Raw genomic sequence first — 12,001 nt, 5'->3', positions numbered from 1 at the left:
GTGTTTGTGAATCATCAGCTATCTTTAGAATGTATAAAGGAAATTTCTACCGCTTTGGTTGATAGCGAGTTGACTATGCACGAAATGTCGTTGTGTGAGAGCCTAATCAAGATCATCGAAGATCAAGCTGATGAGAAATGTTTTACACAAGTCAGCACAGTGGTTCTGGAATTGGGTGTGTTTGCTGGCGTAGAAGTCGATGCATTGAGGTTCTGTTTCGACATCTGTTGTCGCAACACGGTGGCGGATTCTGCTCAACTGGTCATTTCTAGGCAACCTGCACAGGCTTGCTGCCAGGATTGCAATGCAAGTTTTGCTATCTCAGATTGGCTTAGCACATGCCCAAACTGCAATGGTTATAATCTGCGACGCAAGGGTGGTGAACAAATGAGAATAAAACAACTGGAGGTTTTGTAATGTGCTCGACATGCGGTTGTGGCGAATCAAAAGCGATACTCCTAGAGGGCAATAAACACCAGTTATCATCGGTGACCGAAGTGAAACCACGAATACTGCGCTTAGAAGCCGATTTGCTAGCTAAAAATGATGCAATAGCGGATAAGAATCGTGATTGGCTAGCGCAGCGTAATATCAGGACCCTTAATCTGATATCTAGTCCAGGCTCAGGTAAAACAACGTTGTTAACCGAAACACTAAATAAACTTGAGGATGTTCACTGCGCGGTTATTGAAGGCGATCAGCAAACCAGCAACGACGCTGCAAAAATACGAGCAACGGGAACGCAGGCAATACAGATAAATACAGGTAAAGGTTGCCACCTGGATGCAGAGATGGTGGCTAGCGCTATTAACCATTTGGAGCTACAACAACACAGCCTGTTGTTTATTGAAAATGTCGGAAATTTGATCTGTCCGGCCAGCTTCGATCTGGGTGAGCAGCATAAAGTCGTCATCATCTCGGTTACAGAAGGGGATGATAAACCGCTCAAGTATCCAGATGTCATTGCCAAGTCCACGCTGATGATCATCAACAAAATAGATTTGTTGCCTTATGTACAATTTGATCCTGACCTCTGCATCACCAATGCCAAGCGCATTAATCCTGAAATCCAGTCGTTGCTCTTGTCCTCGACTACGGGCGAGGGATTACCACTGTGGTTGCGATGGGTAGGAGAACACTGATGTGTTTAGGACTTCCTGGGAAAGTGATAGAGATAACCAGTTCAGAAGAGTATCTCGGTTTAGTTGATGTGGGCGGTATTGTACGCGAAGTAAATCTTAACTGTGTTGCGCATCGTCAACCAGAGAGCCTGGTTAACTGCTGGGTTTTAATTCACGTAGGCTTTGCAATGTGTCTTATTGATGAGCAACAGGCGAGAAAAACACTCGAAATACTCGATGAAATGCAGGCTACGGAGAGTAGAGCTGATGATGATCATTAATATAGATAATTGGGAGCAGGCGTGATGGACTATGTTGATGAATATCGTAACCCTAAACACGCAAAAGCGCTCATCAGGCGAATTGACAGAGCGCTACAAATGCTCCCAGATACGTTAAAACCGATTCAAGTGATGGAAGTTTGTGGAGGTCACACACATACTCTGTTCAAATTTGGCTTGCTGCAATTGTTACCTGATGACATTGAGTTCGTTCATGGGCCCGGTTGCCCGGTATGCGTGCTTTCGAAGAAAAGTATCGATCAATGTATAGCGTTAGCCGAACAGCCAAATACCATTCTTTGCAGTTTCGGCGATGCAATGCGTGTCCCAGGTAGCGATGGCTGTTTAGCCGACGCTAAAGCGCGAGGCCTAGATGTCAGAATGGTATATTCGCCGATGGATGCCCTTAAGCTCGCTCAGACACATGTCGATAAACAGGTCATTTTTTTTGCTCTGGGGTTTGAGACAACCATGCCTGCCACCGCAATCACGCTGCAACAGGCAAAGCAAAAACAAGTTCTCAACTTTAAAGTTTACTGTCAACACATCACGATTATGCCGGTTTTGAGCGCGCTATTGAGCAAAGGGGAGACGAGAGTCGATGGTTTTCTGCTTCCGGGACATTTATCGATGATTATTGGTACTAAGCCTTATCAGCCGCTAGCAGACACATTTCGTAAACCGTGTGTCATTACAGGGTTTGAACCTCTTGATATGTTACAAGCAATATTGATGTTGCTAACACAATTTGCACAGCGAAGATGTGAAATTGAAAACCAATATTCCCGAGTAGTGACAACCGAGGGAAACCAAAATGCTCAACGGTCGATATCAGAAGTTTTTTGCAGCAAAAAACGCAGTGAATGGATGGGGCTGGGTGAAATTCCTGACTCAGGTATTGAGTTGACGGAACCTTACCGCCCATTCAGCGCACGAGTCGATCTAAAAGTGACTTCAAATTGTGACAGTGTCATTCAGGGTCGGCGTTGTGGTGATGTGCTTGCCGGACGGTGTAAGCCCACCGACTGCCCGGCTTTTGCTGTATCTTGCTTTCCCGAAAATGCATTGGGCTCTTTGATGGTTTCTGGCGAAGGGGCTTGCGCCGCCTACTATCACTACTGTCGGGACTAGCTATTCTGATTTTAGCGGTGATCTATTTAACGACAAGGAACAAGTAATGCCCGACCGAATTACCCTTGCTCACGGTAGTGGAGGTAAAGCAATGCAGGAGCTTGTTAACAAGATATTCCTGTCTTACTTTGCGAATGAAATTCTAAATAGACAAGAAGATCAGGCGAGAATTCCGCTTGCGCCATTGACCTTAACAGGAGAAAAATTGGCTTTCTCCTGCGATTCATACGTTGTGGATCCTATACGATTTCCGGGCGGTGATATTGGCAAATTAGCCGTTTGCGGGACGGCTAACGACATTGCTATGAGTGGTGCCAAGCCTATTTATCTATCTGCTGGGTTTATTATTGAGGAAGGCTTTTCCATTGATGAATTGAAGCAAGTTGCTTGTTCAATGGCTAAGACTGCGAGCGAGGCTGGTATTGAAATCGTTACCGGTGATACGAAGGTGGTACCAAAGGGGGCGGCCGACAAGCTGTTTATTAGTACAAGTGGTATTGGGGTTATTCCTGCCAACGTAGACTGGGGTGTGCAACATATCCAACCTGGTGATCAGATCCTTATTTCCGGAAACTTGGGCGATCATGGTGCCACTATTTTGAATGCCCGTGAAAATCTGGGGTTTGGAGGGCAGTTGAACAGCGACTGTCAGCACCTTTACCCTTTTGTTGAGGCTTTGCTGCCGGTTAAGGGTATCCGAACATTAAGAGATGCGACAAGAGGTGGCGTTAACGCCGTATTGCATGAGTTTGTAGCTAGCAGTGGCTGTGGTTTTCAAGTGATAGAACAAGCCTTGCCTGTAAGTTCGCCGGTGCGAGGACTGAGTGAGCTACTGGGTCTGGAGGTATTGAATTTTGCCAATGAGGGAAAATTTATTGCCATCGTTGACCCGAAGGACGCGAATCTAGCGCTGAGTACGCTTCGTCAATTAAAGGGAGGCAGTGATGCTGCCATCATTGGCGAAGTGAACTCCTCCCAAAAGGTGTCGGTTTTGAATGCCTTCGGTGCCAGTCGGTGGCTGGACCTCCCTTGGGATGAGCCCATGCCCAGAATTTGCTAGACAGAACAGCGCTACATAAGGGGGAGTCGCGTGACACAACACATATGCAAACCAAATGGTGTCAGCATAAGAGTTAAAGGGAAAGTTCAGGGCGTAGGCTTTCGGCCTTTCGTCTGGCAACTGGCCCAACAATGGCAATTGCTCGGTGAGGTGTTAAACGATGGCTCAGGTGTTCTGATACGGTTTTTGACGAATGACAATATTTCGTCGTTCTTACATGAGCTCACCACAAATCTGCCACCGTTGGCACAGATAGAGTCCATCAGTCATAGTGAGTTTGTTTGGGAAAGCCTGCCTGAAGACTTTTCGATTGCTGCTTCTAAGCCGACATCCATGGATACCCATATCATCCCTGATGCGGCGACCTGTAAAGCCTGCATTGATGAGTTGTTTACTCGTGTCAACCGTCGTTATCGCTATCCGTTTATTAATTGCACTCATTGTGGCCCGCGCTTTACCATCATTAAGTCGCTACCATATGACAGGCCTAATACAGTGATGGACGCCTTCCCGATGTGTGAAAATTGCCGCAATGAATACCTCACTCCCTCAGACCGACGTTATCATGCAGAGCCCATTGCTTGCGACGAGTGTGGACCAGAAATTCAGCTTTATTCTCATGAAGAAGTGCCAGTTGCAGGTGACTGGCTAAACAATTCAATAGCGGCTTTGCTGCAGGGCAGAATAATAGCCATTAAATCGGTCGGTGGATTTCATCTGGTTTGCGATGCGACGAGCGAACACGCGATACAAGTTCTGAGGGAGAGAAAAAAGCGCCAATACAAGCCGTTCGCTATCATGGTTCGCGATCTCGAACAGTTAGAACACATTGCCTACGTAAACGACGCACAAAGGCAGGTGTTGTCCGGTCCCGTCGCTCCAATAGTACTGTTGCCTAAAAAAAAGGAGTCAATGTTGCCGGACGGCATCGCGCCACAACTTAATGAAGTTGGGATTATGTTGCCTTCTAATCCGATTCAGCACTTATTGGCTGATGGTTATCCCTTCCCACTTGTAATGACGTCCGCTAACCGCACGAATCTGCCACCAGTGTTAACCAATTCATCCGCATTTATGGAACTAAAGTCGATTGCCGACCTGTTCCTTGTACATAATCGCGACATTGTTCAGCGCTGTGACGATTCCATTGTCAGAGTCGACAGCGACAACCAAATTCGAGTTTTACGACGATCTCGCGGACTGACCCCCAATGCGATCTCGCTACCGGTTGGGTTTCCTGATGCTGATGGCTATCTGGCATATGGCGGGGACCTTAAAAGTGCTTTCGCGATTGGAAAAGGTCGGCAGATCATAGTGAGTCAATATCTTGGTGATCTGACCTTTACTGAAAGCCAGGCTCAATATCAGTCAGCGCTGGAGCATTACCTGCAACTTTACCAGGCGCAGATACGACACCATGTTTCAGATAAACACCCCGGTTATTTCAGCCATCAACTTGCAGCAAAACGTTGCGACAAGGGAAATGGAGCAACGCTAATACAGGTTCAACACCATCATGCTCATATCGCCAGTTGCCTGGTGGAAAATGGCTGGCGTATTGACCAGGGAAAAGTGTTGGCACTCGCGTTGGATGGTCTCGGATATGGAGATAGCGGCTCCTTTTGGGGTGGGGAACTGGTTCTGGCAGATTACAAGGATATTACTCAGTTAGGTGGCATTCCCTCTATTCCCTTTGTCGGGGCTGATAAAGCAGCTAAGGAGCCGTGGCGAAGCTATCATGCTCATTTAAAAGCCTTTCTTCCCGAACTTACTCAGGAATCTCTCGCCAGATTGATACCCAAAAAGCCGATTCAGACTTTAACCATCGCACTGAATAAGAATCTGAACTCACACTCCATCCGTTCTGCAGGACGTTTTTTTGATGCAGTGGCGGCTTCGTTGAACCTGACTAATGATCAGGTTGAATTCGAATCACAAGCTGCGCTTCAGTTAGAAGCCGCAGCGATGCGAATAACACACAGTGATAGGACGGACTTGATGATTCCGGTTATCGGTTTGACCATGGAACTGGCAAGCTTCTGGCGTAACTGGCATAGACTAGAAGCAAGCGTTGAAGAGAGGGCGTACCTTTTTCATCAGGCATTCGCTAACGCACTGGCAGACATGGTGAGCAAAGCCAGCGCTGAGCACCATGTCAACCATGTCGCACTCACCGGTGGTGTATTTCATAACGCGTTATTGACACGCCTTTTCAAGCAGGCACTACCTGAACATATCCATCCGATAGAACAGCAGCAGTATTCTTGTGGTGATGGCGGATTAGCATTGGGACAGTTGGCTGTTGCTCTGGCCAAAGGCGAATAGTAAAAAAGCCAATTTACGGCATATACATTGATTATTCTGCTCAAAGTCATGAATTGTGCAGGCAAGTCTTCTCATTGTAATGAACCTGAGAAGGGGTTTGGCCGTAGCATCAATTACGGCCCTGACGGATTATTTCTGAATGCGGTTAAACTGGTAAGTTTGCACGTGTAGTTCTTTGCCATCGACAAATGCGTATGTGTCCAGTTTCCAAATGTTGTTACCAATGAAGCCAAGTTCAAAGCGTGCATCGAAGCGCACCACACCCTCATAAAAGATCGGTTAACATCAAAAATGTGGTGGATAAGACCGGAAATCACAGAAGATCTTAATAGATACCTATACTAGCGATACGAACTCGGTTAAAGGAGCGAAAAAATAAAAACCCCGCTATGTTAGCGAGGCTTTGAATGTGGCGGAGAAATGGGAATTTGAACGTTACGTTTTAGGTTACTAGATATCTACATGCCGTTAATAATAGTGTCACGGAATGAAGTCGTATCATCAATGCCATCATACGAAACACCATATGGGCTCATCACGTAGTCAAATGCAACTTGGAAACGAGACTTACCTGGCTCTGAGCTAGGAGCGATAGGGTCTTCAATGCTGCCGGAGATAACTTCACCGTTCCACATTGTAGCGCCGCTAGAGTATGTGGTTGCGTAACCAGAACATGACGTAGAGTCTTCAGCAATAGGGTTTACCATTTCGCCATTGTCTAGAGCAGCTTGGTGGTCAGCCATACAGCTAGTCTCAATCTGCTTAATGACCTTGAATACTTCCCATAGCGCATGATTTGAAACCCCTTGGGTTTCTAGGTAACGAACAGCCATGTTGTATGCGCCATATTCAGTACTTGGATCTGAAAGTTGCATCATTACAGCATCCTGAATGCCGTCGTGGGTAATTTGAGTTGGAGTCAGGCCGACCTGAGAAATAAATGAACTTAGTTGACTATCGCTAACAGTTTCATTTGTTGAAAGTGCTGTTGCAATAGCCTCTGCATACCAAGTATGAGCAGCGTTAAGACCTGTTTTACCAATCAATCGTGATTGATAGGTATGTTTGAGCTCGTGCTTCACAAGATTGTCTAGGTTAGGGCCCGAACGATTTGGACCAACCACAAAGCCCCACTTAGTACCAGCGCCATTTGAGCCTTCGCTTGCGATTACACAAATTTCAAATGGGTTTGAATAATCTACTGCTAAATCAGACCAAGCATCCCAACTGTAAGCGGCCAAATCTACATCCAGAGTGTTCTGTGCGACACGAGCCACCTCTTGTAGTTTTGCATCACTTACAGTGCCTTTCGCTGCCACAATGAAGTGTTCTGTGCGAAACTTAGAGTTCGTGTTAAAGCAATGACTCTCAGGGTGCATGACCGTAGTGAAAGATTGCACATCAATATCAGAATAGATATTGCTTGGTGCAGATGGAGTGCTACCACCGCCGCCACTCTCTTCACTACCGCAACCCACTAACATAGAAGAAATGATATAACTGCACAATAAGACTCGATTTGTACGCATTTTTGTCCCTAATAAACTCAAACTGATTTGACTCTAGCTAAGCGAGTGTTGTTTATTGCCTTAGACTCAACATCCACAACAGCACATTCGATGTTGTAGACCGCCAGAGTTTTTAGAGGGGGCATTCTACATCTATCCTACCAACCTTAAATAATAAATGAACAATATCTTGATATATATCAATGAGATATGCATGGTTCAATTTAATTAATGATCATTTTTATTGAGTAACATGGGTGGTAATGCGATGTCAGGTTCATTTTATGCCGATTTTTTGGTGAGTTTGCAAAACATGGCAAACTCCTAAAACGCTTTTACCCCTTGGGAATCAAAGACGTTGTTATGAGATATGGTTCAACGCCTTACCATAAATGAAAGTGGTGTCCTCTCAAGCAAACAGACAAGGCGATATGACAACGCTAACGCCCCAACCAGTACCACCATGTCTTTTAACAACCCATTAAGACCCAAAATGCCACAAACATTGAACATGGCAATAATCACAAGAAGGTGCGCTACGTAAAGTGGCAATACTCGGCTGGCTATTTTAGATACGAATAGTCCGTTCCCCCAACCTGGATTAGCCAGCAGCCATAAGAAAAAACCAACCGCCCACATCACCGTACCAACAAGATAATCATTCAAGCTAAATTTATAACCCAAGTGATGCAGAACGCTCGCCTCGGCAAAATGGACCATTAAACCAACTAACATGACCTTAATCGCATTTCCCGAATCTAGCCTTATGCTTCGACTTCTAATCTCGCAACCTAGACTTACCATCAGTAAACTGAAGAATGGTCCATTTCTGGTAAACACAGGCGCTTCAATGCCAGTTAATACTTGATAACTCCCCCCCATCAGTCCATACAAGTACAACAATGCACCAATCACTAAAACCCATTGTGCTTTTTTAGAACTAACCGCAAAGGCAATGATATAAACCGCCATCACCAAAGAAGGTAAGAACCACAAATGAACCAGACCACCCTCAAGAATGGAGTTAAGCGGGTTAACCATTAACGAATCCCAATAACCCTGCCTTTCGGTAAGATAACCTTGCTCAACAACAATACCCAAGTTAAAAGGCACCAACAAATAAATGACGGACCATATCAACCATAAACGCATTAAAGGTAACGCATATTGAGATGCAGTTGGAAAAGGACTTGAATACAATTTAGGTTGTATCAGATAGCCAGATATAAGAAAGAAAAGGGGAACAGCAAAACGTGCTAATTGATTTACAATGTAACCGAACCAAGGCTCTCCACTATCACCAAGATTTAGAGACATGAGGAACTGGCTGTGAATCAACACCACTGCCAAAAACGCTAAAACCCTAGCTGTTTCAAGACTGGCTATTTTCCTTGTTTTACTCATTGTTGTGTCCACTATATATTAAATGTAGTGGTCTTCTTAACTCGAGACTTATCTGTGAACTGTTACACAATGGACAATATCTATAATTTTTTTTACTTATCGGCATGACTAAACTTCTCACTTATTAATATTTAAAGCCGAGTTTTAATGAAATCTCTGCTGTAGTATTGATATCAAACGTATTGTTTGTGAAAGAAACTTTATCGTCTCCAGAAACCGGAATATGTAAACCAATCCACGGGTTGAGATAGAAGTAATCATTAAGATAGTACGAGTAACCGCCACCTATCGTAAATAAGTTTGTGTCATACCCTTTCTCAACCCCACTTGAGGATTCGGTAACTTTCCCTTGCCATTTTTCTATCCCTGAGCCTACCCAAAAACCCTTGAGGCTATTGTCAAAATAGTAGTCCAAAATGAATGCTTTCACTTCGACATTATCATCTTTAAACCCATTTTTCAGATAGAAGCTAGGTGTTTCATATTTTGTAGTTACGTACCTAAGCTGAAAGTTGTTGATAGCGACTAAAGCTGAGACGTAGTAGCCCCCTAGTAAGTAAGGAACTGCATCAAGTTCAATCCCGTATTTCAATTTAGTGTTAGTGTTAGTGTTCGCGTTTGCATATGGACAAAGTAAAGCACAGGCAGCAGCAAGCAATTTCAGTTTTGCATTTTTCATTACATTCTCCAATGTCACCATGTGGTGACATCTTGTCAGGTTTACTATAAAGTGTAAAGTGATATTCCAAGAAGGAGAGGCAATAGAATTGAGTTGGATTCTAATTATTCGTCAAATCAATCAGATGACATGGGTTGTTAAATGAAAAACAGAGAATTGACTAAAGCTAAGATATTGAACGCTTTTGAGCAGGTACTTGTTGAAGAAGGCTTTCAGCAGCTAAAAGTCAGGCGTATTGCAACGATTGCAAAAATAGATAAGGTACTGATATATCGTTACTTCGGGGGATTGGAAGGGCTGGCCACTGCTTATGCAGAAAGTGTCGAATTTTGGCCTGATATTGAGGAAAGCCTAAGAGATTTGTCTGAGACGGACTTTCAACAAAAACCGGGAGATGCCATACGAGCTGTAATTCATCAGCATATTGTGGCAATAAGAAGCCGAAAAGCGACGGCCGCTATTCTGACATGGGAGCTTATAGATACTTCTCCAGTTTGCCAGATATTTGCAGAAATAAGGGAAAATCATGCGCAAAATATTTATCAGTTTTTGTATCAGACAGGGCTATTTGACATGCAATTCCTTCACTCATTTGGAGCAATTCTAGGAGCCACGCTGAATTATTTGGTCATCCGTTCTCAAAATGAATCTGTATTTTCTGGTGTTTCCATACAGTCGGATGAAGGTTGGGCGCAGTTAGAAGATGCCTTTGTGAACATTGCCTTAACCCAAGTGAAAAAATTGTAAAATTCGGACATTCCGGAGTATGTGTTTTTATACAAGTTTCAAATCTAAATATGAGATAACATGCTTCCTGGACAGGTATGAAGATTATTGAAATGGAGGCCGTGAAAGGAGTTAATCATGACTTCACACGCCGTAATACGTATCGCTAATAACGTTCCTGAGACAATATCTTCAGCCTATATACAGGTTGATTGGGATAAGCCAATAAATCCTTTTACAACATTTCGAGACGAACAGCGTAGTGGATTGCGAGAAGTATTTCGAACCGAAGTGAGGGGGACAAGTTGCTGGCTATATTACTTTGTGCTTGAAATTAGATTATCAGCCACTTAGTGAGAATAACATCCCTGAAGTTAAAGATCTTAATGTGTTGCCAGAGTTCAGAAAGCGAGGTAAAGCTACTTTTTGCTCACGGGTTAAAATGGAAAATTTTAACTCTTTAGGATAGCCACTGCTACGCAGTGAAAGAGGGGTAGCGATACGTGTGTAATATACTATTTGGAAGTCTTAATAAGTACATCTGTGCCACCTATATGTGCAAGATGATTTTCGAGGCTCTAGATACGAAAAAACCGCTGTAAAAACAGCGGTTTAATCTTTAAAAGTGGCGGAGAGATAGGGATTTGAACCCTAGAACCGCTATTAACGGTTGCCGGTTTTCAAGACCGGTGCTTTCGACCACTCAGCCATCTCTCCGTTGTTGGCGCTAATAATATGGGGTTATCTAAGGTGTGTAAAGAAGAAATTCATCAACCTGGTGCTGTTTGCTTTAATTGTGATCAATGTGTTCGATAGTTGAACTTTGTGGTGGATAAATCGACAGGTTCGCCGGAATTGAGTTCACAACGAGAAAAAATCTGACAACTGTTCCAATAAATAAAATATCGTTTTTTATACTTAACCATCTGATTTATTGGAATAAAACAACGTTCAGAATACACGCGTGCGCTCGAAACAGTTTGCGCCGAAAGGTGAGTTGCTTCAAAATATTAGCGTTAGTTCTTATGAACTGGAATTTGAGGTCAAGATGAAAGTTGTAAAATTGTTTAAACAAAGAGCTGATTCTATTAAGCATCAGTCTGAGCTTATGCAATGGATGTCGCCAACAGTCCGAGAGTATTGGACAGAGTTCGTTGATAAGACGAGCCACAGCAACTTTTTAGCTTGGGTCCGAGACTACCACAAGCCAGCTGTAAATGAACCACATGTTGTAGAGGTCGAACCACAAATTGTGCTCAAACCCGCAGCGCAAGAACTTTTTGATGAACTACAGGGCAAAATTGGCACTGTTATTCATGAAGGTAACTGGATTCAAGTTGATCAGGAAAGAATCAACCAGTTTGGGGTAGTGACAGAAGACAACCAGTGGATTCATACCAACCCTGAGAAAGCCGAGCAGGAGTCACCGTTTAAGACGACTATCGCTCATGGTTTTTTGACGCTTTCTTTACTTCCGGCACTGACGGACAGTGTCGATCCTGATAAACCACTGTTCCCAACAGCTAAGATGATGGTCAATATTGGTTTGAATCAGGTGCGTTTCCCTTACCCTGTAAAAGTTGGAAGCAACTTACGTGCGAAAAGCACACTGGTCAAAGTGACGCCAATCAAGAAGGGGTTGGAGATTGAACGTGAAATCCGAGTTGAAATTGAAGGAATACGCAGACCTGCGTGTATCGCAACCTCTGTGATTCATCTGCATTTCTAATTCTGTTATCTGCGTTCCCAACAAACACAAACCCGGC

General features: G+C 44.0%; 12 protein-coding genes and 1 tRNA gene. 8 read left to right on the top strand and 5 right to left on the bottom strand.

Annotation, left to right across the window (positions count from 1 at the left end):
* The first annotated feature begins 75 nt into the window (after window positions 1–75).
* From hypA to hypF, 6 genes are read left to right on the top strand one after another with little or no spacing between them, the layout of a single operon-like run.
* The gene (hypA, locus tag C4S60_RS00220; protein ID WP_103878310.1) at window positions 76–417 is read left to right on the top strand and encodes a hydrogenase maturation nickel metallochaperone HypA; all 342 of its coding nucleotides are present in this window, start codon (window positions 76–78) and stop codon (window positions 415–417) included.
* Entirely contained in the window at window positions 417–1,142 is a 726-nt protein-coding gene (hypB, locus tag C4S60_RS00215; protein WP_103878309.1) for a hydrogenase nickel incorporation protein HypB, read from the top strand. Before hypA ends, hypB begins: the two co-directional genes overlap by 1 nt.
* Window positions 1,142–1,402, top strand: a complete 261-nt coding sequence (locus tag C4S60_RS00210) for a HypC/HybG/HupF family hydrogenase formation chaperone (protein ID WP_103878308.1) — start codon at window positions 1,142–1,144, stop codon at window positions 1,400–1,402. Before hypB ends, C4S60_RS00210 begins: the two co-directional genes overlap by 1 nt.
* Window positions 1,403–1,426: 24 nt before the next feature.
* Window positions 1,427–2,533 (top strand): hydrogenase formation protein HypD, encoded by a 1,107-nt coding sequence (gene hypD, locus C4S60_RS00205; RefSeq protein ID WP_103878307.1) that lies wholly within the window; start codon window positions 1,427–1,429, stop codon window positions 2,531–2,533.
* A gap of 46 nt (window positions 2,534–2,579) precedes the next feature.
* The gene (gene hypE / locus C4S60_RS00200; protein ID WP_103878306.1) at window positions 2,580–3,593 is read left to right on the top strand and encodes a hydrogenase expression/formation protein HypE; all 1,014 of its coding nucleotides are present in this window, start codon (window positions 2,580–2,582) and stop codon (window positions 3,591–3,593) included.
* A gap of 30 nt (window positions 3,594–3,623) precedes the next feature.
* On the top strand, window positions 3,624–5,918 hold the full coding sequence (gene hypF / locus C4S60_RS00195) for a carbamoyltransferase HypF (protein WP_160111305.1): 2,295 nt from the start codon (window positions 3,624–3,626) through the stop codon (window positions 5,916–5,918).
* Between the two features lie 129 nt (window positions 5,919–6,047).
* On the opposite strand, the gene C4S60_RS23835 is transcribed toward hypF, so the two are convergent.
* From C4S60_RS23835 to C4S60_RS00180, 4 genes are all read right to left on the bottom strand, one after another.
* Complete coding sequence (locus C4S60_RS23835) at window positions 6,048–6,176, bottom strand: hypothetical protein (RefSeq protein WP_279626931.1); 129 nt, start codon at window positions 6,174–6,176, stop codon at window positions 6,048–6,050.
* A gap of 200 nt (window positions 6,177–6,376) precedes the next feature.
* Window positions 6,377–7,447, bottom strand: coding sequence for a hypothetical protein (locus tag C4S60_RS00190; RefSeq protein WP_103878304.1), 1,071 nt, complete (start codon window positions 7,445–7,447; stop codon window positions 6,377–6,379).
* A gap of 354 nt (window positions 7,448–7,801) precedes the next feature.
* Window positions 7,802–8,830, bottom strand: coding sequence for an acyltransferase (locus C4S60_RS00185; protein WP_103878303.1), 1,029 nt, complete (start codon window positions 8,828–8,830; stop codon window positions 7,802–7,804).
* A gap of 124 nt (window positions 8,831–8,954) precedes the next feature.
* The gene (locus C4S60_RS00180) at window positions 8,955–9,509 is read right to left on the bottom strand and encodes a hypothetical protein (RefSeq protein WP_103878302.1); all 555 of its coding nucleotides are present in this window, start codon (window positions 9,507–9,509) and stop codon (window positions 8,955–8,957) included.
* 141 nt (window positions 9,510–9,650) lie between these two features.
* Here C4S60_RS00180 and C4S60_RS00175 point away from each other — a divergent pair, with 141 nt between their 5' ends.
* Window positions 9,651–10,256: a TetR/AcrR family transcriptional regulator gene (locus tag C4S60_RS00175; RefSeq protein WP_103878301.1), complete on the top strand. Its 606-nt coding sequence runs from the start codon at window positions 9,651–9,653 to the stop codon at window positions 10,254–10,256.
* 605 nt (window positions 10,257–10,861) lie between these two features.
* On the opposite strand, the gene C4S60_RS00165 is transcribed toward C4S60_RS00175, so the two are convergent.
* A tRNA-Ser gene (locus C4S60_RS00165) sits at window positions 10,862–10,952 on the bottom strand.
* A gap of 331 nt (window positions 10,953–11,283) precedes the next feature.
* Between C4S60_RS00165 and C4S60_RS00160 the strand changes: the two genes are divergently transcribed.
* On the top strand, window positions 11,284–11,964 hold the full coding sequence (locus tag C4S60_RS00160; protein WP_103878607.1) for a MaoC family dehydratase: 681 nt from the start codon (window positions 11,284–11,286) through the stop codon (window positions 11,962–11,964).
* The last annotated feature ends 37 nt before the right edge of the window (window positions 11,965–12,001 follow it).

The sequence above is a fragment of the Vibrio hangzhouensis genome (genome assembly GCF_900107935.1).
Taxonomy (GTDB): Bacteria; Pseudomonadota; Gammaproteobacteria; order Enterobacterales; family Vibrionaceae; genus Vibrio; species Vibrio hangzhouensis.
This window is presented reverse-complemented; position numbering and strand designations above follow the sequence as displayed.

Coding starts and splice junctions, on each gene's coding strand:
- hypA (WP_103878310.1), top strand. CDS start 76: ATGCACGAAATGTCGTTGTGTGAGAGCCTAATCAAGATCATCGAAGAT.
- hypB (WP_103878309.1), top strand. CDS start 417: ATGTGCTCGACATGCGGTTGTGGCGAATCAAAAGCGATACTCCTAGAG.
- C4S60_RS00210 (WP_103878308.1), top strand. CDS start 1,142: ATGTGTTTAGGACTTCCTGGGAAAGTGATAGAGATAACCAGTTCAGAA.
- hypD (WP_103878307.1), top strand. CDS start 1,427: ATGGACTATGTTGATGAATATCGTAACCCTAAACACGCAAAAGCGCTC.
- hypE (WP_103878306.1), top strand. CDS start 2,580: ATGCCCGACCGAATTACCCTTGCTCACGGTAGTGGAGGTAAAGCAATG.
- C4S60_RS00190 (WP_103878304.1), bottom strand. CDS start 7,447: ATGCGTACAAATCGAGTCTTATTGTGCAGTTATATCATTTCTTCTATG.
- C4S60_RS00185 (WP_103878303.1), bottom strand. CDS start 8,830: ATGAGTAAAACAAGGAAAATAGCCAGTCTTGAAACAGCTAGGGTTTTA.
- C4S60_RS00180 (WP_103878302.1), bottom strand. CDS start 9,509: ATGAAAAATGCAAAACTGAAATTGCTTGCTGCTGCCTGTGCTTTACTT.
- C4S60_RS00175 (WP_103878301.1), top strand. CDS start 9,651: ATGAAAAACAGAGAATTGACTAAAGCTAAGATATTGAACGCTTTTGAG.
- C4S60_RS00160 (WP_103878607.1), top strand. CDS start 11,284: ATGAAAGTTGTAAAATTGTTTAAACAAAGAGCTGATTCTATTAAGCAT.